The sequence below is a fragment of the Croceimicrobium sp. genome, from assembly GCF_965228705.1.
Lineage (GTDB): Bacteria > Bacteroidota > Bacteroidia > Flavobacteriales > Schleiferiaceae > Croceimicrobium.
Window position 1 is genome coordinate 2,981,300 of sequence record NZ_OZ245832.1, and the last position, 22,761, is coordinate 3,004,060.

At 44.2% G+C, this 22,761-nt stretch carries 24 protein-coding genes; 12 read left to right on the plus strand and 12 right to left on the minus strand.

Annotation, left to right across the window (positions count from 1 at the left end; genetic code table 11):
• Nucleotides 1–4: 4 nt before the first annotated feature.
• Both gatA and ACO05P_RS13380 read right to left on the minus strand, forming a co-directional pair.
• A complete protein-coding gene (gene gatA, locus ACO05P_RS13375) occupies nucleotides 5–1,423 on the minus strand; it encodes an Asp-tRNA(Asn)/Glu-tRNA(Gln) amidotransferase subunit GatA (RefSeq protein ID WP_421751564.1) in 1,419 nt (472 codons plus the stop codon).
• A 10-nt stretch (nucleotides 1,424–1,433) separates the two neighbouring features.
• Complete coding sequence (locus tag ACO05P_RS13380; protein WP_421751566.1) at nucleotides 1,434–1,619, minus strand: Sec-independent protein translocase subunit TatA/TatB; 186 nt, start codon at nucleotides 1,617–1,619, stop codon at nucleotides 1,434–1,436.
• 229 nt (nucleotides 1,620–1,848) lie between these two features.
• Here ACO05P_RS13380 and ACO05P_RS13385 point away from each other — a divergent pair, with 229 nt between their 5' ends.
• The 6 genes from ACO05P_RS13385 (at nucleotide 1,849) to ACO05P_RS13410 (ending at nucleotide 7,221) form a co-directional block, all read left to right on the plus strand.
• Nucleotides 1,849–3,279: an ATP-binding protein gene (locus ACO05P_RS13385; protein WP_421751568.1), complete on the plus strand. Its 1,431-nt coding sequence runs from the start codon at nucleotides 1,849–1,851 to the stop codon at nucleotides 3,277–3,279.
• Nucleotides 3,280–3,435: 156 nt separating this feature from the next.
• A complete protein-coding gene (locus ACO05P_RS13390) occupies nucleotides 3,436–4,131 on the plus strand; it encodes an ABC transporter ATP-binding protein (protein WP_421751570.1) in 696 nt (231 codons plus the stop codon).
• Nucleotides 4,121–4,909, plus strand: a complete 789-nt coding sequence (locus tag ACO05P_RS13395; RefSeq protein WP_421751572.1) for an SDR family oxidoreductase — start codon at nucleotides 4,121–4,123, stop codon at nucleotides 4,907–4,909. Before ACO05P_RS13390 ends, ACO05P_RS13395 begins: the two co-directional genes overlap by 11 nt.
• Before the next feature lie 2 nt (nucleotides 4,910–4,911).
• On the plus strand, nucleotides 4,912–6,354 hold the full coding sequence (locus tag ACO05P_RS13400) for an aldehyde dehydrogenase (RefSeq protein WP_421751574.1): 1,443 nt from the start codon (nucleotides 4,912–4,914) through the stop codon (nucleotides 6,352–6,354).
• Between the two features lie 8 nt (nucleotides 6,355–6,362).
• On the plus strand, nucleotides 6,363–6,764 hold the full coding sequence (locus tag ACO05P_RS13405) for a hypothetical protein (protein WP_421751576.1): 402 nt from the start codon (nucleotides 6,363–6,365) through the stop codon (nucleotides 6,762–6,764).
• A complete protein-coding gene (locus ACO05P_RS13410) occupies nucleotides 6,757–7,221 on the plus strand; it encodes a GNAT family N-acetyltransferase (RefSeq protein WP_421751578.1) in 465 nt (154 codons plus the stop codon). The genes ACO05P_RS13405 and ACO05P_RS13410 overlap by 8 nt, the downstream gene beginning before the upstream one ends.
• Before the next feature lie 44 nt (nucleotides 7,222–7,265).
• On the opposite strand, the gene ACO05P_RS13415 is transcribed toward ACO05P_RS13410, so the two are convergent.
• From ACO05P_RS13415 to ACO05P_RS13460, 10 genes are all read right to left on the minus strand, one after another.
• Complete coding sequence (locus tag ACO05P_RS13415) at nucleotides 7,266–8,372, minus strand: hypothetical protein (RefSeq protein WP_421751580.1); 1,107 nt, start codon at nucleotides 8,370–8,372, stop codon at nucleotides 7,266–7,268.
• Nucleotides 8,373–8,399: 27 nt separating this feature from the next.
• Nucleotides 8,400–9,071: a hypothetical protein gene (locus tag ACO05P_RS13420; protein WP_421751582.1), complete on the minus strand. Its 672-nt coding sequence runs from the start codon at nucleotides 9,069–9,071 to the stop codon at nucleotides 8,400–8,402.
• Nucleotides 9,068–10,099: a hypothetical protein gene (locus ACO05P_RS13425; RefSeq protein WP_421751583.1), complete on the minus strand. Its 1,032-nt coding sequence runs from the start codon at nucleotides 10,097–10,099 to the stop codon at nucleotides 9,068–9,070. Before ACO05P_RS13425 ends, ACO05P_RS13420 begins: the two co-directional genes overlap by 4 nt.
• Nucleotides 10,100–10,105: 6 nt before the next feature.
• Nucleotides 10,106–10,696 carry a T9SS type A sorting domain-containing protein gene (locus ACO05P_RS13430; RefSeq protein WP_421751585.1) on the minus strand — a complete coding sequence of 197 codons (591 nt, stop codon included), beginning with the start codon at nucleotides 10,694–10,696 and terminating at the stop codon, nucleotides 10,106–10,108.
• A complete protein-coding gene (locus ACO05P_RS13435; protein WP_421751587.1) occupies nucleotides 10,687–11,733 on the minus strand; it encodes a hypothetical protein in 1,047 nt (348 codons plus the stop codon). Before ACO05P_RS13435 ends, ACO05P_RS13430 begins: the two co-directional genes overlap by 10 nt.
• A 9-nt stretch (nucleotides 11,734–11,742) precedes the next feature.
• Nucleotides 11,743–12,105, minus strand: coding sequence for a hypothetical protein (locus ACO05P_RS13440; protein WP_421751588.1), 363 nt, complete (start codon nucleotides 12,103–12,105; stop codon nucleotides 11,743–11,745).
• A 67-nt stretch (nucleotides 12,106–12,172) separates the two neighbouring features.
• Nucleotides 12,173–12,964, minus strand: a complete 792-nt coding sequence (locus ACO05P_RS13445) for a helix-turn-helix domain-containing protein (protein ID WP_421751589.1) — start codon at nucleotides 12,962–12,964, stop codon at nucleotides 12,173–12,175.
• Nucleotides 12,965–13,144: 180 nt separating this feature from the next.
• A complete protein-coding gene (locus tag ACO05P_RS13450; RefSeq protein ID WP_421751590.1) occupies nucleotides 13,145–13,990 on the minus strand; it encodes a DNRLRE domain-containing protein in 846 nt (281 codons plus the stop codon).
• Nucleotides 13,987–14,925 carry a hypothetical protein gene (locus ACO05P_RS13455; RefSeq protein WP_421751592.1) on the minus strand — a complete coding sequence of 313 codons (939 nt, stop codon included), beginning with the start codon at nucleotides 14,923–14,925 and terminating at the stop codon, nucleotides 13,987–13,989. Before ACO05P_RS13455 ends, ACO05P_RS13450 begins: the two co-directional genes overlap by 4 nt.
• A complete protein-coding gene (locus ACO05P_RS13460) occupies nucleotides 14,922–15,896 on the minus strand; it encodes a hypothetical protein (protein WP_421751594.1) in 975 nt (324 codons plus the stop codon). The genes ACO05P_RS13455 and ACO05P_RS13460 overlap by 4 nt, the downstream gene beginning before the upstream one ends.
• Before the next feature lie 217 nt (nucleotides 15,897–16,113).
• On the opposite strand from ACO05P_RS13460, the gene ACO05P_RS13465 reads away from it, so the two are divergent.
• The 6 genes from ACO05P_RS13465 to ACO05P_RS13490 all read left to right on the plus strand — a co-directional run bounded on the left by ACO05P_RS13465 (nucleotide 16,114) and on the right by ACO05P_RS13490 (nucleotide 22,746).
• Nucleotides 16,114–17,109 (plus strand): sensor histidine kinase, encoded by a 996-nt coding sequence (locus ACO05P_RS13465; protein ID WP_421751596.1) that lies wholly within the window; start codon nucleotides 16,114–16,116, stop codon nucleotides 17,107–17,109.
• The gene (locus tag ACO05P_RS13470) at nucleotides 17,100–17,798 is read left to right on the plus strand and encodes a LytR/AlgR family response regulator transcription factor (RefSeq protein WP_421751598.1); all 699 of its coding nucleotides are present in this window, start codon (nucleotides 17,100–17,102) and stop codon (nucleotides 17,796–17,798) included. The genes ACO05P_RS13465 and ACO05P_RS13470 overlap by 10 nt, the downstream gene beginning before the upstream one ends.
• A gap of 252 nt (nucleotides 17,799–18,050) precedes the next feature.
• Nucleotides 18,051–18,932, plus strand: a complete 882-nt coding sequence (locus ACO05P_RS13475; protein WP_421751599.1) for a cupin-like domain-containing protein — start codon at nucleotides 18,051–18,053, stop codon at nucleotides 18,930–18,932.
• Nucleotides 18,933–19,000: 68 nt separating this feature from the next.
• Nucleotides 19,001–19,717, plus strand: a complete 717-nt coding sequence (locus ACO05P_RS13480; RefSeq protein WP_421751600.1) for a hypothetical protein — start codon at nucleotides 19,001–19,003, stop codon at nucleotides 19,715–19,717.
• Between the two features lie 73 nt (nucleotides 19,718–19,790).
• The gene (locus tag ACO05P_RS13485; protein WP_421751602.1) at nucleotides 19,791–21,050 is read left to right on the plus strand and encodes a serine hydrolase; all 1,260 of its coding nucleotides are present in this window, start codon (nucleotides 19,791–19,793) and stop codon (nucleotides 21,048–21,050) included.
• A gap of 91 nt (nucleotides 21,051–21,141) precedes the next feature.
• Nucleotides 21,142–22,746, plus strand: a complete 1,605-nt coding sequence (locus ACO05P_RS13490) for a helix-turn-helix transcriptional regulator (RefSeq protein WP_421751604.1) — start codon at nucleotides 21,142–21,144, stop codon at nucleotides 22,744–22,746.
• The last annotated feature ends 15 nt before the right edge of the window (nucleotides 22,747–22,761 follow it).

The window sequence follows — 22,761 nt, forward strand, 5'->3', positions numbered from 1 at the left end:
ACCGCTAATTGTGAACTAATGTTTCCACAAAACGCAGCAAGTCGGCTTCTCGATATTTAGCGGCCGAAAATTGCATACCAAGCGGTAATCCATTGCTATGAGTTGCCAAGGGCAAGCTGATGGATGGAATTCCCGCGATATTGGCGTGTACGGTAAAAATGTCTTCTAAATAAGCTTGAGTAGGATCATTTTGTTCTTGATCCAAGGCAAAGGCAGTATGTGGTGATGTAGGAGAAAAAATTAAGTCATAGTCCTTAAAAAGGGCTTCGGTTTTCTCTACCACCAGGCGACGGGTTTTTTGAGCCTTGCCATAATAGGCATCGTAATATCCGCTGCTTAACACAAAGGTTCCCAGTAAAATACGACGTTTTACCTCGGGTCCAAAACCTTCGGTACGCGATAATTTATAGGTGCTTTCCAGATCATGGGCATTGGCGCTGCGGTAACCGTAGTGGATGCCATCATAACGTGCCAAATTAGAACTGGCCTCTGCCGTAGTAAGGATATAATATACCGGCACTAAATAATCGAGTAAAGGGAAGTCTACCGCTTCTACAGTATGACCTTCGGCCTTTAATTTTTCAATGAAATTTTCAGAAGCCTTGCGTACTTCGGGGTCAAGATGCCCAGATTCCATGGCATTGCGGAAATAAGCAATGCGTTTTTTACCGGGCTCGGGGGCCGATTGCACCGATTCTACCTCGCGCTGGCTTACGGTGTTGTCATAACTATCTGCTCCGGCCATCACTTCGTAAAGAAGAGCAATATCCTCTACCGAGCGGGCAAAGGGACCAATTTGATCGAAGCTGGAGGCAAAGGCAATTAAGCCATGACGAGAAATTCGTCCATAGCTGGGTTTAAAGCCGTAAACGCCCGTAAAGCTGGCGGGTTGGCGAATAGATCCACCGGTATCACTACCCAAAGAAGCTAAGCATAAGCCTGCAGCAACGGCAGATGCAGAGCCACCAGAACTTCCGCCTGGAACCTTAGTGGTGTCTAGTGGGTTTTTAACCGGGCCATAGGCACTAAAGCGGTTGGAAGAACCCATCGCGAATTCATCGCAATTAAGTCGACCAATAATAATCGCATCTTCGGCCAAAAGTCTTTCAACTACTGTGGCAGAGAACAAGGATTGAAAACCTTCCAAAATTTTGGAGGCGGCCGAAACCTTATGGTCTTTGTAAACAATATTATCCTTGATTCCGATTACCATCCCTGCGAGTTTGCCCGCAGTGCCGTGTTGCAATTTGGCGTCAATTACCGTAGCCCGGGCGCGAGCGTCGTGGGCATACACTTCCAAAAAGGCGTTCAGATCCTGATGCGCCTCAATTTTCTCTAGGTAATTTTCTACAAGCTGTACGCAGCTGATGGATTTTGATTCCAGGTCGGACTGGATTTCGGTCAGCTTCCGGTAATCTTTCAAGGTATTGACTTTAGGATTTTTTCTCGGGCGAATCTTCTTTATCGTCTTCTTTCACAGCATCTTTAAACTCCTTAATGCCGCCACCTAGGCCGCGCATTAATTCAGGAATTTTACGTCCGCCAAAAAGGAGCAGTACCAGGGCAACAATCAGAATAATTTGCCAGGGACCTACCAATCCTAAAAACAGGCTTGCCATCGTCATTGTATCATGAATTTAATGAGCCGCAAAGGTATAAATTAAACGGCCGCAAAAGCTGATTCAGGCATTAGAGACCTATGGATGTCCTAGATCAGGGCCCAGACTTCCAATTCGCTTTTAAGAGAGCTTGGTGAAGCCCCCTTGGGGAGCTCTATTTTTTTAATATTACTTATATAAGATCAATAAATTGACCTTATATTGCGATTAATCTCAAATTAAGAAAATTATGCTCAGAGAAATTTCTAAGAAGCAAGTTTTTGACCGAATTCGTTTTGAAAACCCATGGTGGGTGGAAGGCGGTATTGAGGAAGACTTTAAAAGGATGCCAAGGCGCTTGTATTTTCAGCTATTCAAGCCCTTGGTTTATGAACGCGACATAAAAAGGGCAGTAGTTTTAATGGGACCACGAAGGGTGGGTAAAACGGTAATGCTTTATCATATGATTCAAGATATGATTGATGGAGGGATAGATCCTAAAAAGATCATCTTCATAACCATCGAGAATCCTATTTATAACAACATCCCTTTGGAACAGCTTTTCTCCTACGCCAAAGAAGCAACCGGGTTGAAGGAAAATAAAGATTGGTATGTGATTTTCGATGAAATCCAGTATTGCCGTGATTGGGAAATACATCTTAAATCATTAGTGGATAGTTATCGCAAGGATAAATTTGTGGTATCGGGCTCAGCCGCAGCGGCCTTGAAATTTGCTAGCAATGAAAGTGGAGCGGGTCGGTTTACAGACTTTTTATTACCACCACTAACCTTTAACGAGTATATCTCATTGAAAGGTTTGGATCGAATAATTAAACCGGTTCCAATCGAATGGAAAGGCGCTGAGGTTGATTTCTATTCTACAACGCATCTGGAAGACCTAAACAAACATTTTATCGATTACATCAATTTTGGTGGATATCCAGAAGTTATTTTCTCCACTAAAATTCAAGAGAATCCGGGGAGATATATTCGTCATGATATCGTGGATAAAGTGCTTCTGCGAGATTTACCCAGTATTTATGGTATTTCGGATACCCGCGAACTAAATTCACTTTTCACAACCATTGCCTACAATAGTGGAGGGGAGTTTTCCTTGGAAACTTTATCACGTCAATCGCAAGTGCCTAAAAACACCTTAAAGAAGTATATTGAATATCTGGAAGCGGCTTTTTTAATTAAAAGAGTAAGACGTATTGATCAAAGTGGTAAAAGATTTAAAAGAGATAATTTTTTCAAAATATACTTAACTAATCCTTCCCTACGCAGTGCTTTGTTCGCCCCAATTTCGGCTACTGACGAATTAATGGGAAACATGGTCGAAACAGCTATTTTCTCTCAATGGCTGCATCGCGATTGGTTTACACCTTGGTATGCTCGTTGGAATAATGGTGAAGTGGATATGGTTGGCTTATCTGAAACACTTAAGCCGATTTGGGCTATTGAAATTAAATGGACAGACCGCTACTTTGATAAGCCAAAAGAGTTAAAAAGCCTTATAAAATTTTGTGAGGAGAACGGATTGAAAAATCCATTGGTGACTTCCATCGGTAAAGAAGGCAATCGCAAAGTGAATGATTTAAACCTGCAATTTTTACCCTCAGCCTCATATGCTTATACAGTGGGTAAGAAAACCATTGAAATGAAAACCAATCGATATTAATTGCGCTTTTAAAAATAAATTTGCAAAAGAGTTGAAAGCTAGCAAAATAATGCCGGCTAAAGGAGGTTTTAAGCTTGATATGACCTGAAAGTGCTGCTAGGGAGACGGTTTTCATCCCCCTGCATTATCGTATCTTGCCAAACCAGAATCTAGAACATGGAAGAGATCATCAAGCTTCGCCAGATCAAGCGTGACTTTCCCCTTGGAAGTCAGGTGGTGAAAGTGCTAAAAGGCATTGATCTGGATGTGCGTCGCAATGAATATGTGGCTTTAATGGGGCCTTCGGGATCCGGAAAGTCGACCCTGATGAATTTATTAGGCTGTCTTGATACACCCACTAGTGGCGAATATTGGCTAAACGGAAAGGATGTAAGCAAAATGACCGATAATGAGTTGGCTGAAGTGCGAAACTCGGAGATCGGTTTTGTTTTTCAAACCTTTAACCTTTTGCCGCGTAGTACTGCCCTGGAAAACGTAGCTCTACCATTGGTATACGCAGGAGCCAATTCTACGGACCGTCAGGCTCGGGCCGAAGAAGTTTTAAACTCTGTAGGTCTAAGTGATCGCATGGATCACCGCCCCAATCAGCTTAGTGGAGGGCAGCGCCAAAGGGTGGCTGTGGCCAGAGCATTAGTTAATCATCCCTCCATTATTTTGGCGGATGAGCCTACCGGTAACCTCGACTCCAAAACCTCAGTAGAAATTATGAAGCTCTTTAGCGATATCCACGCTCAAGGGAATACCGTAATTCTGGTAACGCATGAGGAGGACATTGCTCAGCACGCACATCGCATTATTCGTTTGCGCGATGGTATGATCGAATCCGACGAAAAGAACGAACATGGATCTTAATCTTAGTGGTAAGAAAGCCCTGATCTGCGGCAGCAGTGATGGTATCGGTAAAGCGGCAGCCGAAGAAATTGCCCGCATGGGAGCCAGTGTAACTCTTTTGGCTCGCAATCCAGAGAAACTCGAAAAAGTAAAATTCCAACTCAGTACCGCCCATGGTCAGCAACACCAAATTTTGGTCGCTGACTTTGATGATTTAGTGGGCCTCGAGTCTGAGTTAACCGCACATATTCGTGCTGGGAACGATTATAATATCCTCGTTAATAATAGTGGTGGACCACCCGCCGGACCTGCGCATAAAGCCGGTTTGGAGGAATATGTTAGCGCCTTCCGTCGCCATTTATTAGCGAATCAGTTGATTAGCTCATCCCTTTTAGAGGGAATGCGCAAAAGTGGCTATGGACGGATTATTAATGTGATTTCCACTTCTGTAAAAGCACCTTTACCAAATTTGGGAGTTAGTAATACTATTCGTGGAGCAGTGGCCAATTGGTCGAAAACCTTGAGCCGCGAATTAGGTCCGGATGGCATTACCGTAAACAATGTATTACCCGGAGCCACGGAAACTTTGCGCTTGACTTCCATTATCAGCAATAAAGCCCAGAAAACCGGAAAAAGTGAAGCGGAGGTTTCTGCTGAAATGACTTCCGAAATTCCCTTAGCCCGTTTCGCTAAGCCCGAAGAAGTAGCCAATGCCATTGCCTTCTTAGCTTCACCAGCAGCGGCCTACATTAGTGGAATTAATGTCCCGGTAGACGGAGGCCGTACGCCAAACTTATAAGGATGGAAAAATTACAGAATTACATTGGAGGAGAGCTTTGTTCTCCCGTTCAAGGCGAATACCTCGATAATTTCGAACCTGCCAAAGGCGAAGTCTATTCCTTAATTCCTCGTTCGGGGGCGGAAGATGTGGCCGCAGCTGTAGCGGCTGCTGAAGCGGCATTTCCCGCCTGGTCCGCTTTAAGCAATGCCGAGCGCAGTAAGCACTTAATGGCACTAAGTAATCGCATTGCCGAGCGTCTCGATGAATTGGCCATGGCCGAAAGTCGGGATAATGGCAAGCCATTTAAATTGGCTCAGTCGGTAGATATCCCTAGAGCCCGTGATAATTTTGCCTTCTTTGCCACCGCTATTTTGCATCAGGAAGATGAATTCCACAATATGGGAAGCAAGGGGTTTAATTATACCCTGCGTCAGCCCTTAGGCTCTGTGGCCTGTATCTCCCCCTGGAATTTGCCGCTCTATTTATTCAGTTGGAAAATTGCTCCGGCTTTAGCCAGTGGCAACTGTGTTATTGCCAAGCCATCGGAGGTAACTCCTTATACCGCTTATTTGCTTTCGCAGATTTGCATCGAAGTAGGATTCCCGGCGGGAGTACTCAATATTGTACACGGCTTAGGCGCAGAGGCCGGACAAGCCATGGTAGAGAATGATACCATTAAGGCGATATCCTTTACCGGTGGAACGGCTACTGGAGCGCGTATTGCCAGCATTGCGGCACCTAAGTTCAAGAAGATGTCATTGGAATTGGGTGGTAAAAACCCCAATATCATCTTTGATGATTGTGACTTTGAACGGGCCGTGAAAATCAGCACCCGTGCGGCCTTTGCCAATCAGGGCCAAATTTGCCTTTGCGGAAGTCGCATTTTCGTACAACGCGGAATTTACGATCGATTCAAGGAGGCCTTTGTTGAGCGTGTAAAGGGCTTAAAAGTAGGGGCTCCTCAAGAAGAGAGCTCTCGTATGGGAGCCGTGGTTTCCGAAGCGCATATGGAAAAGATATTGTCTTATATCCAATTAGCGCAGGAAGAAGGTGGCCAGATTTTGCATGGAGGAAAGCGAGTAGAAATGCCGGTACCTTATGATAAGGGTTATTTCCTGGAGCCTACGGTAATTGAAGGATTGAGTTTTGATTGTCGTACCAATCAGGAAGAAATATTTGGTCCGGTAGTTACTCTTACTCCTTTTGATACAGAAGAAGAGGTTTTGATGATGGCCAATAGCACCGAATACGGTTTAGCTTGCACCATTTTTACTCAAGACTTAAATCGTGCTCACCGTGTGGCTCGCGATATCCATAGCGGAATTGTGTGGATTAATGATTGGTTAGTACGCGATTTACGTACGCCTTTCGGCGGAATGAAAAACAGCGGCGTGGGGCGCGAAGGTGGCTTTGAGGCTTTGAAATTCTTTACTGAGGCTAAGAACGTTTGCTTTAATTATTAGCAGGATTTATGAGTAATTACTTAATCGCATTTATTCCCTTTATTCTATTCTACTTCCTGGCGCGGATAATGATGGATCGGGCCAATCGCAAATTGGATGCCGAGAAGAAAGCCGAAATGGTGGACTTGTTTTCCAATCGATCGCCCCTGCGCTATCTATGGTTAGCCTTCTTATTGGGAGGACTTTATGCGGTTTGGCAGGCAGAATTACTCGATCTTAATTATACTCTGGCCTTTTATTTTGCTGGCCTGATTGTGTACTCCGTTTTTTACGGCCGAAAATCGGTGGGTTTATTAAAGGCGAATAATTTTCCACCGGATTACATTCGTGCTTATCTCAGTGCCACCCTATTTCAATGGGCGGGAATCGCCTTTTTGGTATTCGGGATGATATTGGTACGCAATGGCTAAGACCGATCTTAGGATAGAAAGAACGAATTCCAAGAATCCAGATTTTATTGCCCTGGTGCAATTGCTGGATGCTGAACTGGTTCATCGTGATGGACCCATGAATAGCTTTTACCATCAGTTTAATGGCATTGAAGATTTAAAGCAGGCTTTGCTTTTATACCAGGGAGATCAGGCCCTAGCCTGTGGTGCCTTTAAAAATAAGTCAGCGGATACCGCAGAGGTAAAGCGCATGTACGTAGTCGAAAGCCAGCGCTCCCAGGGATTGGCCAGTCAATTGTTGGCAGCCTTGGAAGATTGGGCTCGAGAATTAGCATTGAAGCGATTGGTTCTGGAAACCGGTATCAATCAGCCAGAAGCTATTCGTTTGTACGAGAAGAACGGCTATCAACGGATTCCGAATTATCCACCTTATGAAGGGGTGGATACCAGTTATTGTTTTGAGAAAATAGTGAATTAAAAAAGCCCCAAATCGGGGCCTTTTTTCTTGAGAGAAGTCGAAAACTAAATTCGACTGATTATACCCAGGTTGAAGCCAATCCAGGCTTTTTGCTGGGCTTCGGGCCCTACGGAACTATTCAACTCCAAGGCGCTGTTCACACGGGCAAAGTGAGCTTCATCAAATTCGTCCGAGCGATAGTGGTTAAAACTCAAACCGCCACTGAGGGACCATACCTTAGTTAAGTGGTATTGATAGTTTAAGCGAGCGCTGGTCCAAAAGGCATAATTATCCAGACCATCAAAATCATTTCGCAAATGTTGGAAGCCAAATTCTAATGCGATTCCGTGCTTTTCATTCCAGTTGTACAAGCTTCCTAAACCCAGTCCCAGTCCTAAGGTGTTTTCTTGATCAAAACTTCCATAGCCCAAGCTCACAAAAGAATAGAGCTTTTCGACACCCATTTTAAATTGGAGATTACTGTACAGCATTTCGGTGCTACTCAGTTCAAAGGCATAATAGCCTTTATTCACGATGTTGATTAAGCCTAAAGAATAGCCTTCAGAAACCGAGTCGACAATGTTAACCAGGCCTAATTGAAAGCCGGTGTTTTCTTTGGAGCCAAGGCTTCGACTGCGATTGATCATTCCAATTTGGAAGCCTTCCATATGCTTTGCCAGGTTTAAGATTCCTGACATTTGAATGCCTTGGAATTTTTGCAAGTTTAGATTACTCAAACCGGCAATGGCAATTCCCTGGCTTTCGCTGGCCATATTGAAGAGTCCAGCCACATTTATACCTTCTACTCGACCTAAGTTTAGGTTTCCTAAACCGGCAATGACAGCGCCGCTAGAGCCCAAGTTTAAATTGAAGAGACCCGCACTCTGAAAGCCATTCAAGTTGCCCATATTGATATTGCTGAGGCCAGCCATCTGGAAACCTTGCACATCGGCATTATTATAATTGAGCAAAGAGCCCAATTCAAAGCCATTGAGTCCACCGTTTAAACCAACCAGAATATTGAAGGAGAAATTGTGTGCCTCAGAAAGGGAATGAATGCCGCTGCTACCTAAGGGATACACAAAGCTAACCTGGGCTTTGGCATCGCTTTGGGCTTGAACCATTCCAGAGAAGGAAAGGCCCAGAATCAGAGCTAAAATCTGTTTTTTCATAAAAAGGGATTTTGGGTTAGGGGAGCTTTAGTTAGTCTGTTGTTTTCTTGAGTTTTCTATGATCTCGAGAGCACTTCGAGCTGCATGTTGGTTGGCGGGATGTTCATTAGTAAGCAAGCGCTTAAGGAGGGGCTCAAAATCGTCAAGGAGGAGATAGCCAGCGCTAAATGCTGCAGTACTTAATACACTGGAGGGGTAGAGGTCGGGTCGGTTTAAGGCCTGGAAAATGGGCCAGGCTAAAGCTTGAAGGTTAAAGTCTTCGGGCCCCAGGGGCAGGATTACAATCTTTTCCCCAATCTCCGGGTCGCGCCTTTTTAAGGCATGATAGGTGATTAGCTCTTCCATAGCAGCATAGGCCGCCCTTTGCAATTCATCATCATCCGAGTGTAAAAAGGAAACCAGCCAGGGCATGATTTCGGGCTCATGACTGTCTGCTAGGAGCTTCATTCCTGTTAGCTGCTTTTCCTTATCTGATGACAGTAGTTTTCGAACTGCGCCAGGATAATCGGCCATTATCTTAAAGGCCTTCAATGAATCGATGAAGCGCTCGTAATCTGCTTCCATTTTAACGGGATCATATTTGGGTGCCAGCTCAGGAGGTAAATAGCAAGCCACCACTTTTTGAGCCCGAAGCCCATGTGCTAAGCTGAGGCTTAGCACTACTAAAAGGCGACTGAAGAAGATTTCTGCATTGCTCATAATTGGGCTTTTTTACGATAGTATTCGAGGTCAATTTTACAAGCGTAAAAATTGAGGGAGCCATTCCGACTGGATTCATTGATCCCCTTGAATGCTTCGTAGTCGGTAATGGCTTCCTGCTTAATTTGGGCTCCTTTTCGGCCGGTGGTAAATACCAAATATTGGCCATTCGGACTCAGCCAGGGGCTACCGTCAATTTGATCGCTGTTGATTGTAGGACCTAAGTTTTGAGGATCGGTCCAACTGGTGTCGGATCGGCGAAAGCTGATATAGAGATCGCTATTGCCAAAGCCGTCTTCCGCATCTACTCGAACAAATACGATATACGATTCATCGGCCGCCACAAATGCATCGGCCTCGCGCGCTTCGGTATTGATATTTGCTGGAAGGGCAATAGCTTTTCCATACACACCATCCTTGAAGTCGGCATAATAGAGGTCGGAAATGTTTTCGAAATCCGAGTTGAAATAGAGTCGACCACTATTTGTAGGCAAAGGGTAAAATTCATTGCCGGCACTGGCCAATTCTCCTTTTACGGGCTGAGGATCCTGCCAAGCACCATTCTTCCATTGCACTTGCCAGAGGTCGAAATGAAAACCTTCTGCCTTTCCGGGATAATCTTTAAAGGTGCTGTAGTATAAATGCTTACCATCGGGGCTCATCTGTAGATCGGCCATGGGTATTTCCGCTTCGGCAAAAGGCAGCCATTGTGGTGGGTCAAAGGCGGTTCCATTCCATATCTGATAAGCGGGAGCGGTAAAACCCAGCTTTTGATTGGTGGCACAATAGAAAACGGTATCTCCGCCAGGGCTTACCGTAAAATTGAATTTGTCGATGGCGGTGGAGAGTTCTCCGGGCCGCAGGATTTGGGGGACCGGACCCAAGTCATCCGGTAGCCATGGATAACCATTAGCCGGTGCTTGCGAACCAGTTTCTTGGGGGGCTTCCGGATGACAGGCCCAGACTGCGGCAGTCAAGCTTATCAATAGGATGGGAAAACGGAAAGAAGACCAGGGGATGCTATTCATTTCCGCTTATTGAATGAGGATTTTTTTCGTTTGAGGCGCTCCGCCTTTAGATTCCAAGCGCAGGATATAAATGCCCGAAGCCAGGCCAGTGCAATTGATTTGAATCTTCTTTTGGTTTCCTTCTAAACTCAGGCACTTTTGTCCATCCAAGCGATACAGTTCCACCTTTTGCAGGGGATAGGGTGCTTCAATATGTAGAGATCCCTGCGCAGGTTGCGGATAAACTTGGATTTGAGGCAATGTGACCTTTTCATTTAAGCCAATTTTATAGGCTTGGCAGTCATAGTTTTGTGCCTGATAAAAGGCTCTTAAGGCATCAGATTTGGACTTCAATTTTACGACCGAAGCAAAGGGGTTGAGGTCCGCTGAATCATTAGCATAGCTAATAGCCAAGTTCCAACAAATGGTATCTCCAGGCGGAAAAGAGGGCTTGGTATAGCGTAAAAGACAATCTGTTATTTCCGATTTATTAGGTGAATTGTACCAGTTGCTTTGGTCATTATAAACCCAATTAGTTTGTGGACTAAAAGGAGGCGAACTTTGGTAACCTTCTCCGTTTAGGGTATCATTAAGTCCGCTTGGATTATCTAATCGCAAGACTTCACCATTTCGCCAACGGCCTGAATTAGGTTGAAATAATGGTTCTTATTTCTGGGGTAGTAGGTGTTAGTGTCTACTGTAGGAATGTAGTTATTGTAATAAAGGGAGCCATTGGCTTTATAGTCTAGATCGTAAACTGCAACGGCACCGGGATAGTTTCCAAAACCTTTGTAACCAAAATCAGTGGAATCGCGATTATAAGCGTAGATCATCGCTCTACTGGAGTCACTCCCGATCAGGTCATTCCAACCAACTCCAACGCTCAACCATTCGTAGAAATTCGTGCTGAATTGCTCATAGCTTCGGTTACTACGATTGATAATCCGATAATTAAGGAAGATGGAATTATTGAGATGGTAAACCTGGGCTTGGTCAAAGGCATAGACCATTAAATGGATTTCTAAGCCCATGCTATTGGTGTCAGAAAAGGCTATATCCCGGTTTAAATCATGGAATATCATATATACGGCCTCATCACCTCGAATCATCGGATAATCACCTAGAGAAGGTTCATAGATACCATTGCTGTCAAGATCATGGAAAGGAGCTAAATAAAAGGCCTCTCCGCGGTTGGTGTCTCCATGGGCAGGCCAATCGCGAATGGTGCTATGCACCAGGTAGTTGGCCTCCTTGTAATGCGCATTGTGGTAATCAATGTCTATGCGACTGATTTGCCAAAGCTTTACAAACTGATTGATATAGTTGGGATCATTAAAATCATTACTAATTGGTCCGGTGTGAAAGTCAGTTTTACTGCCTAGTGGATCGAAGTCGGGGTTGTAGCCTTTTTGCATTGCGATGAATTGCGCATTGTTATAATAGGCACCAATCCAAAGTAGGCCGTTAGTCATAATTCTTTGACCACCAGGGCTTTTAATAGTTAACTTGCCTACTCCCTGATAGTCCTGAAATAGCCCGCCATTATCACAAAGGACGGCCTCAAAATTATTGGTTCTAAGGGTAGTTGTTCGCTGGGCCATGAGGGTCGAGCTGCATATAAGGGCCAAGCTGAAACTGAGAATCTTTGTTTTCATAGGAAAGAATTAAGAGTGCAGAATGCGCCAAGAGTTTGGGATGAAGGATCGCTGGTAGCCTCCGATTAGGCCCCATTCCCAGGCCTGTCTTTTCTTACTGCGCTGATAAGCCAATTCCGCAACCACGAAGAAGCTGCGTTGATAATTAGCATGGTAGAAAAAGCCGAGGCTTGGACTTAAGCTGATACTTCGCTGGCGCGGCGAATCTTTGCTTGAATTCCAATCTTTAAGCGAATAATGCAAGCTTCCATTAAGCCCGGGATGACTTATAAATTCGCCATAATAGGCCAGGGAATAGCCATCGGAATTGAGCCATTGCGATTTAGCACTTAGTACCAATAGCAATAGAAACAGAGTGGTAGGGATCTTCATTTAGAAACAAAAGAAGCCTGATGTACGAAGGGAAAATTGTAAAAAATCGACAGTTTAGCCTTAGGCCCTACACGAATAATTGGGCTTGCAAATCGCTAAGTTCACTGCGGAAGCGCATCGGGTTTAAACCCGTAAAACTTTGCACCTCATGAATAAAATGGGCTTGATCGAAATAGCCAAAATCATATGCAATGGCGGTGAGTGAACTTTGATGATCGGCCTTGGTGCGGGTCAGAGCCATAAGTACTCGTTGCAGTCTGAGGTATTGCTTGGGACTTAAGCCGAAATGCTTCTTAAAATGACGTTCTAAGCTTTTAAGGGAAAGCCCGGACCAATTCATTAAACCTTGCACCGTTGCTTGGCCTTGCTGTGCAGAAATATATGCAGCTATAGGGGATGCAAAAGGTTTTTCGGATGTTCGGTTCTTCAGCTTAAAGAGGAAGTATTGGCTTAAGATTTGAACTCGGCTCTCGAAATCAGCGGCTTCAAAAAGTTGTTCTTCAATGGCACGAATCTCTGATCCGAAAACCTCTTCTGGTGCAAAGCTGCCATTTAGAAGTTCCTGACTTGTACAGTTTATGAAGGGCTTTAAGCCATAGGGTTTAAAACGCACTGCCACTAAGGGACTGCGTTCTACCGCTACCATCTGACTTTGGGTTTTTAAGCCGATTAAATGACTGAGATAGCGCTGCCCATTGCGAATAAATGGATTTTCTGAAAAAATGAGTTCTACGGTATTGTCCGGGAAAATCATTAATTGTTTGCTCTCACTCCGGTCCATATAATTTTCGGACCAGAAACAATCAATGTATTCTGCCAGTAAGCCTTCTGCTTTATATTCCCGGAAATGCCACGTCATACAATGGGGTCTGTGGTAAAGGGAAAATCGGTTATCCTCGAATGAGGGTCCTCAAAAATACGATTTTCCTTGAGCTTAAATATTCATCTTAAAAATCGGGAGAGCCGAACCTCTCTTCGTGTGCATCCGAGGATTAAGAGAGGTCCGGTTCCCATAGCCAAAGTCATGCTCTGCTGAAAACTAAAGCTTTACCAAGGCATGTTGTTCTCCATTGATCCACATATAATAGCGACCAATAGCCCATTCCGACGTGTTGATGTTCAAAGTGTTGTCGAGGGTTCCTTGATAAACTTTGCGACCTTGGCTATCCAGTATTAGGATTTCTTTGGGCACTCCGCCTGTGGCCTTTAATTGTAATTCTTCTTGTATCGGATTGTTGAATTCAATCTTGGACTCATTTATTTCTTTGATGCCAATGCCACTGGGTCCATGTACTACTAATTTGGGGTGCAGGGAGGGCTGACTGTGCTCTCGAGAGGCAAAGCTTAAACCTGCAAAAGGAATCTCAGTGCTTAGTTTTATCAAGAAACCGGTAGCCTGCTGCTGATTGGGCGACTTCAATAATTGAGTTATATCCAAACGATAGCTTTGGGTATCGTTTTGACTGGTGGCTCCCTCTACATATAGTAGATTATCGAATGCAGGCTGATTGGCCCAGGTAACCTGCGTTTCTTGCCAGGCTTCTGTGATAAAATGAATGCGAAAAGCATTTCGGCCTACCTGCTTGGTAAAATTGGGATTAGCATAAAAATTCAAATAGAGAAAGGCGCTATCGATATCCTGAACCGGAATAGTGTCGATTGGAAAATGAATCAGAAAGCGAATGGTATCATCGCGATTGGCCTGCCATTGCCAACTTTCGGCTCGCAGGACATTATGCAGGCCAGAATTTTGTGCATTAGGCTTTCCAAAATTGATATTTCGCGCCGCTGGCATCGACCAAATCCAGGCATCTTTATCAGCACTGAAACTTTGCGAAAAGAGACTAAGCGGAATGAGGAACATGATAGGGAGTAAATGTTTCACTGTATTTGAATTTTAAGGGTTTGAAAATGCTGATCAGAGGCAAATTGAATGAGGTAAAAGCCAGGCCTGAGTGCGCCTAATTCGAGTTTTTCTCGAATAGTTCCTTCCTCCAGGCAAATGCCATTTAATTGGCAAATGCGGTATTGATACAGACCTTCCGGTAATAGAATGCAATCCTTTTTATGGATGAATTGGAAGTCGGATTTTTGGATTTCGCTTTGTCCAATGGTATTTGTTGGGATCAAACGGATCAGGCTGTTCTCGGCCCAAAGGCTATTTATAGAATAAGAGGGAAAGGCATTAAAACTGCGGTTTTCCACCAAAGTGTCTTTCAATTGACCCGTAGAACCATACCAACAATGGTATTGCTCAAATTTTAAAGGATTGAGGCTTTCCAATTTGCTGTAAGCTAAAAAGGGCCCCATGCTTAAGTTTTGGACATCGACAGTATCATGTGGCCCCATATGCAGACTTAAGGAAGCATCTTGCTCATTAATCCAAATTTGAAAATGGATGGCCTTGGAAGGATTATGGTCAAAGCGGGCATTCTCAAATTGAAGGATCACCTTTTGGGCTCCATTGGCCTGGCTTTCGCGGATCAGTCGCACTGGCGATGAACTTAAACCAGGCGCAGCTCTTAGCCAGGCAATGGTATTAAGATCGAGCCAGTAATGATGTCGCGTATCAAATACCAAACGGCCACTCGCCTCTAATTTCACGGAACTAATAACCGTATCCATAAAAGGGAAATTGAAGCCCAGGTTTATTTGGGCCGATTGAAAAGGGTCCCAATTAGAAGCCGGAAACACTAAAGTTCCTTCCGTTTTGCTTTGATAGTTCAGGGTATCTATTTCTAAGCGGTAATCAGCCTGAGCATGAAGAGCGCTTCCCAGAAGACAGCTGCAGAGCAGTATAAATAAACTCAGGCTTTTCACAGGGCAAGTTTTACTTCATATTGCTGGCCTTGAGTATTACTGAGCTGCAAAATGTAAATTCCTTTTTGAGGCAAGCTGAAGGACTGCTCATCTTGAAACAGCACATCAAATAGCGTTTTACCATCGAGGCTTAAAATTTTAGCCCGAGCCTTTCCGGGGCTATTCGAGTAAACCCAAACTTCCTTCTCTCCCTGGCGACGATATTGGAAGGGAGCTTCCTGACTAGAATCTTCCTTTAAACCAATGCTAGTAGTGTTTGACAAATACTCGAAGCAGTCCAGCATGTATTCATCAAAGCGCGGATGCAGGGTGGTATGCCCCACATTGGGCATGAGGATTTCGTGAAACTGCGCCTGGCGAGCTTGCAGACTATCAATCAGATCATGATAATAGGGCAGCTGAGTATAGAAATAATCGCGGGTGCCCATGCACAAACACACCGGACTTACTTGCGAACGGGCGAAGCTGGGAGGGTTGAAATTAGGATGGTTGAAGGCCCCGGAATAGGGAATTACACCTGCAAAGGGAACAGTAGTAAGTTCTTCTAAAACCACGCGCATGGCTTCGCGACCATTGCAAGAAAAGCCGGTGAGATAAACAGCATTCGGATCTATAGTATAATGAGCTTGAACAGAGTCGTAGAGGTATTCGAGCAATTTTACTTCGCGGCCGCCATATTCATCAGTAATGGCATTGCCTCCCGCATCAAGGCAGGCTACAATCGCATCGAGGGAATCGGCAATAGTGCGAAGATCATCGCGGAAGTCATTCGGGGCCACCCCACAACCGGGTAAGGCCAGAATTAAAGTATGATTTTGACTCGCCTGATAAGTGGCCGGAACGTAAAAGGAAAAACGACGGTTGAGATTACTAAAGTCGCTGCTATTAAAAGTGTGATCCTGATGAAAGGAACCGGTACTTTGAGCAAAGGCCATGGAAGAAAGCAGGAGGAATAAACAAAGTCGCATCATAATTTTCGTTTTGCTCTACGAAGTATTGATGCAGCCCTAAGAAGGAAAAACATTTTATGCCATCAACCTAAATCTCTATGGAATCAACCGATTTCAAATGATATTTGAACTTGTGCTATCTTGCTAAAATTCAATAAGTTAAACAATAGTTAATCTTTATTGAATCTTGCCTGCTCGCTTTAGGAGCCTGCTACTTTTGGTCTTCTAATTTTTGGTATTGAAGAATTTTCTGGCCAATAAATGGGTGCATTTCCTGCTTTGGATCTTAATCATAAGCAGCGAAGCTTTATCGGAAGCCCTTAATTTATCGTATGAAATTAGCCCAATAATTGTGAAGGCAATTTTGGGTCAGGCTTTGAATGCTCTGCTTTTTTATAGTACTGCATTATTGATCTTTCCGAGACCCAAGCCCTGGTCGGGGCTATTGGCCCTGGCCATGATTCTAATTGCTCCTGTACTTAGTTATGGAGTGTATATGAGTATTTACTATTGGTTATTGGGGGTAGACTTTATGGCCTATAGCCTGGAACTTTACCTCTATTACCTCACAAATGGAATCCTCTTCGTTTTGGCTGGTTATCTCTATGGCGGGGCCCGCAATTCTATTGCCCTGGAAAAGAAGCAAGCCCAATTGGAGCGAGAACATGCTTTGGCCGAAGCCCGATTCTTGCGAACTAAGTTGAATCCTCATTTTTTATTTAATGCCCTCAATACGCTCTTATCCTTAAGTCTGCATCAGCAAAAGCAATTACCCGAAACCCTGTTGCGATTGGCCGGCATACTGCGTTATAATCTTGAGAATCGCGAACGATTCCTGGTGGCGGTTCAGGAGGAGATTGGGCCTTTGGAAGATTATCTTTTTGTTCAACAACAGCGATTACTGAAAGACTTTCGGGTGGACACTTTCTTTCGTCCCCTTAATCCCCAGTTTCAAATTCCCATTTTTAGTTTGATTAATCTGACGGAGAACTGCTTTAAGCATGGTGATTTATCTCGCCAGGGTTGGATAAAGTTCCGTTTGCGCTCGGGTTCTAAGTACCTCTATTTTTCAACGGATAATAAAATTGGGTCGCAATCGGCCAAAAGCCCGGGCAGTAACCTGGGCCTGGAAAGTTTGAAGAAACAATTGGACTTGAATTTTCCCGGACATTATCGTCTAGAAAGGCGAGAAGAGGGGTCGCGTTTCCAAATTCAACTATTAATATGGCATTAAGGTATTTGATTATAGAAGATGAGCCACCAGCAATAGCACTTCTGGAGGACTATGCCCGGAAAACGGATTTTTTGCAAGCAGCCGGCACATTTACCGATCCTCAGGAAGCTTTGCATTTTATTAAAGAGAAGCCTTCGGAATTTGATTTTCTATTTCTGGATGTGAAAATGCCACATATCAATGGCCAGGAATTATTGGCTCTGGCCGATGAGCCGATACCGGTGATTTTTGTAACGGCTTATGACCAGTACGCTGTACAGAGTTATGACTACAATACCATTGCTTATCTCACTAAGCCAGTGGCCTATCCAAAATTTTTGGCAGCCGCTTATAAAATGCGTGAATACTTGCAGATTAATGCGGCTACGAAAGCTGAAGAACAAAGTTTTTTTGTGAAAGATGGTAGTCGCTATTTGCGATTGGAATATTCGGAGATACTCTTTTTAAAAGGACTTTCCAATTACCTGCAGTTGATCACAGCAGATAAAACCTATACCCTGCATTTGAGTTTAAAAAAGGCGGGCCTCTCCTTGCCGATGCAGTTTGTTAGAGTGCATCAATCCTATCTGGTTAATCTAAATCGAATTGATGAAATTTATGGGAATATCATATATATCGGAAAAGAAGAAATTCCGGTTGGGCGACAATTTAAAGATGAACTCTTAAAACGACTAAATGCCTTAATGTAGGAAGAGAAATACAATGAAGAAATCCATGATTTAGTGCGATTGATTGCCAGCCTTTTGCAATAGAAAATGATGAAAAAGTAAAGTAAATTTAATAGTCAATTCAGGGTTGAGCTCAGAGCCTGACTGAAATATTGACGGAAACTTTTTTCGGTATTTTCTTTGATGTAGGACAGATCAATTTTGAGGTTTATGCGTTAATAACCCATCCTCAGCGAAGCAATTTCGTAATTTTGCCAATCAAATTTCCATAGCATGCAACTGCAAGCGGTAGACGTTGTAGAAGATATAAGTCCGGAAGAGTTTTATCAGAAGTATGTCAAAACTCGTATTCCGGTTAAGCTAAAGAACTATTCCAAAAACTGGCAGGCCCGTGAGAAATGGACCTATTCTTTTCTGAAAGAAATCGCTGGTGATCATAAAGTAAAACTTCATGGTGCCTGGCAAGACAATGAGCCCACGCAAATTGTAATGCCACCAGTAAAGGAAACCACTTTTGGAGAGTATTTAGATATGTTGGAGAATGATGTGAAATCGGATCTCCGCATTTTCTTGTTTAACCTTTTTAAACTCGAACCATCCCTGCTGGATGATTTTGGTTTCCCACCGATTATGGATGGTTATTTGGAAGACTATCCCTACATGTTTTTTGGATGTGCGGGGAGTGATGTACGCCTGCATTACGATATTGATCTTTCCAATGTCTTTATCACGCAGTTTGGAGGCACCAAGCGTATTACCCTCTTTGATCAAAATCAAACGAAATACCTCTATAAATTACCCTTCACTACCCATAGTGCGGCCGACCTCGGGAATATCGATTATGAGAAATACCCGGCCCTGAAATTGGCTTCGGGTTGGCAAACGGATTTATTGCCGGGCGAAACCTTGTTTATGCCCAGTGGTATTTGGCACTACATTCAATACATCGACGGATCTTTCTCTTTAAGCTTGAGAACTCTAAACCCCAGTAGAATGGGGAAATTGCAGGGAGCCTACAATGTATTCGTGATTCGCAAATTGGATGAGTACTTTAATAAGTTCTACAAGAATAGCTGGAGCGATTACAAGCTTAAAAAAGCCATTGAACGCACCAATGAAATTATCGACAGTCGCTCGGCCGAGTTTAAAGACTAGGCCCTGTTGAAAATACCTGGAAGGTCGGCAGCTCGCCGGCCTTTCTTATTTTTAGGGAAATTATTCCCTTGTATCGGATTCCTTCCATCCAACAGTATTGCAATCGCTGGTGCCAACGCTGCCCCTTAAGTAGTCTATGTGGCTTATATCATGCACGCTATGGCGATGAAGACTTAGACCCTCAGGAATGGTCTGGTCCTGCTTCAGGTGAGGAGGCTCGCCATGTTTTTGAGGAACTCGATCTTAAGAAGGTAGATGCCTTGCCCGCTAAAATCAAAGAGCTCGAAGAGCAAGGGGATTTTAATCCCGATGCCTCCCCAATTTTAGGGATTTACGATCAGTGGCAAGGGCATTATGGACAAGTATTGCAGCACTTAACCGAAAGCTGGGAGCAGGCCATGCAAAAGCAGGATTCCTTTGTACGGGAAGCTCACTTCCTGCAGCGCTTAAATGCTCGGGAGGTTTTGCTGCACTACCGTAATTTTTTGGGTCCTAAACTCCATCGAGCTCTGGGCGGGCGCTTTGATGCCGGAGGGCAAATTCCTCTGCAAAGCGATTGGAACGGTAGTGCCAAAGTTTTAATTCTGGCCCTTAATCATATCTTACTGATCCTGGAAAATATGGATCAACTTTATCCTGAGCACCATCGTAGTATTTTGGCCTTTCAAGTGGCCAGCGAGGATTTTAGGGAGCAATGTTTGGCCTTATTTCCAGAGGCGATGGCTTTTAAACGTCCGGGTTTTGATGATTTGAGCCCGGATATGGTTTTGGGTCCGGGTCTATAAATCAGAGAATTATAAGGGGGGATGAGTGGAGTTCTTTGTAATTTTCCCTTCGATTTAAAGCTAAATCTGCTTTATGCGCAAGCTCCTTTTTCTTTTAGTCTTGCTGAGTTTTGGTGCCAAAGCACAGCTTTATTTTCCCCCAAGCAATGGTTCTTGGGATACCCTAAGTCCGACCCGTCTCCATTGGTGTCCACCTCAAATTGCGGCTTTAGATAGTTTCGCACAGGCGGCTCACTCCAAGTCCCTCTTAATCTTAAAGGATGGCAAGATTGTGCATGAGGCCTATTATGGTAGCTATACCCAAGATTCAGTTTGGTATTGGGCTTCGGCCGGAAAGACCTTGATGGCTTTCTTAATAGGTAAAGCCCAGGAAGATGGGCACTTGGATATTCAGGATAGTACTTCACAGTATTTAGGAAGGGGCTGGACCAGTGCTCCGGCCAATAAGGAAGCCTTGATCACCATCAAAGATCAATTGCAAATGACTACCGGATTAGATTATCAGGTGCCTAATCTGGATTGTACTGCCGATTCTTGCTTGCTCTATCGAATGGATGCCGGAACACAATGGTATTATCACAATGCTCCATATCTCCTCTTAAAGGATGTTTTGGAGCAGGCCACCGCTACCGGACTAAATCGCTATACCCAAAACACCTTAGCAGGAAGCATTGGTTTTAGAGGCTTGTGGTTGGATAATCTCTACTTTTCGAATGCCCGGCAAATGGCCCGCTTTGGTCTGTTACTCTTGGCTGAAGGGGAGTGGAATGGGCAAAAGGTTTTGTCCGATACCAATTATTTGAGGGCCATGCGACAAAGCAGCCAAAGCCTAAACCCGGCCTATGGATACCTAAGTTGGTTAAATGGAAAAAGCCATTTCATTCAGCCGGGTTTGCCCAATAGTTTTAGTGGTCCCATTATTCCCAATGCGCCTTCTGATTTATATATGGCCGCGGGTAAAAATGATCAACGCATATATATAGTGCCTTCCCAATATTTGGTGGTGGTGCGCCAGGGACAAGCTGCTGATTCATCGGCCTTAGCCTTATCAGGATTCGATAATCAATTATGGTCCTATATCAATGCGCTTAACTGTCAGGGTATTGGATTAAGTGAAGAAGAATCCGCAATAAGGGTCTATCCTAATCCCTCAGAGGGTGAGTTCTATATTCCTGCCAATCATCAGGTTCGGGCCGTTTATGATCTCTATGGTCGGCAGGTGGCCTATAGGCAGGAAGGTTCTAAATTAAGCTTTGCGGAGGCTATGCCGGGACTCTTTGTTCTGGTTTTGGATAATGGATCTTCTACTCTAATTCAAGTTCAGGATCGATAGAAATCCAACCATGGAGTGCCCAATGCGCGTTATTCAGCAAATGCCGATATCCTCAAAGCCCCTTTTTCAGATTATCCTTTTTTGGAGTTTCATGCTCCTCTTTACTTTTTCCCTGCAAGCTCAGGAGGAGATAGATAGCCTTGCCGCTCATTATCGCAAATTGGGAGATCATTATAAAGAGGTCAATAAAAGCGATTCTGCTTTATATGCTTACCGCCTGGCCATTGCTAAACTAAAGGGCACCGACAGGGCAGCCAAAATAGAGCGTATTAAGATCTTTAATCAAATGGGGATCGAGTTATATAAACTTGGTGATCGTGAGGCACAGGTGGCGTATACCGATAGTGCTTTAGCCGTCTTAGCCTGGGAGGAGATTCCAGATGAAATTCGCTTAAGTCTGCTGGTCAACCGTACCACAGGCTTGTCAAGGATGGATCAGCCTGAAGAGGAAAAGAAGCGCTACAAAAAGCTATTGGCCGAATTTGCAGACAGCAATTTTCATAGCCTACGAGCCATTGCCAATATTAACCTCGGAAAGTCCTATGCCAATGCCTATTTTATCGATAGTGCGAATATGGACACGGCCGAAATTTATTTCCTGGATGCATTGAAAGCGGCCAAAGCTGATGGAGATGCAGCTTTGCAAAAGCAAGTGGAGATTTATTTGGCAACCCTTTGGACCAAGCATAATCCCCAGGAGCATGATGCAGTAGGGATGCTGGAAAGAGCGCGAAACTTTTACGATTCCATTGAAGACACCTATCGAGGGGCTTTTGCCCGGGTGCAATTGGCAACGGCCTATTATTTTTTGGATCGCGATAAAGAGGCGCTGAGCTTGATAGATAGCGCTATGCCCTTTTGTTTGAAACATGGCTACCGGGATCATTATTTGTCTCTGGTGGAAATAGGGCGGAGAATTCACAAGCGATTAGGTCATTTTGAAGAAGCATTGGTTTTCGCCGAAAATCGCATGTCGATGGAAGATACCTTGCATCGAGAAAAGCTGAAAGCAGATTTAGCCCAATTAGAGGCGCGTTACCGCCTAAAAGAGAAAGAGCAAAAACTAAAGCTCCTGGAAGCGGAAAATGCCCTACAGCGAAAATCGCAATATCTATTATTGGTCTTGGTTTTAATCTTCTTTATTCTGATGGTGGCCGCAATTTGGATTTGGCGTAATCAGCGAAAGCTGGCTCTTTACCGCGAAGAAGCTTTGCAGATGGAACTTCAAACAGAGCAATTGCAAAGGAGTAATTTACAGATGCAACTGGATCAGAAGAAACGTCAGCTTTTATCCCATGCCCTGCAGCTTTCGGAACGCAATGAACTCCTCGAACAATTGAAGGAAGATTTACAGGAACTGGATACCCAAAAATCGCCCGCGCATACGGCCTTGCAGGCTAAGATGAGTCAAATGTTGGAAACCAATTTAAATGCAGATCCGCTGTGGGCCGACTTTAAACTGAAGTTTGAGGAAGTCCATCCGGAATTCTTTGCTCAGCTAAAGGCTGGTTACCCTGATTTAAGTGAAAAGGATTTCCGACTGCTGGCCTTTGCACGCTTGGGATTAAGCATTAAGGAGGTTGCCGCTCTATTGCATGTGGAGCCCGCTTCGGTAAAAACGGCTCGCTATCGCTTAAAAAAGAAACTCAATTTACCTGCGGAACAGGATATCGAAGGCTTTAGCTCCAGTCTCTAAAGAAGAAAAGCCCCC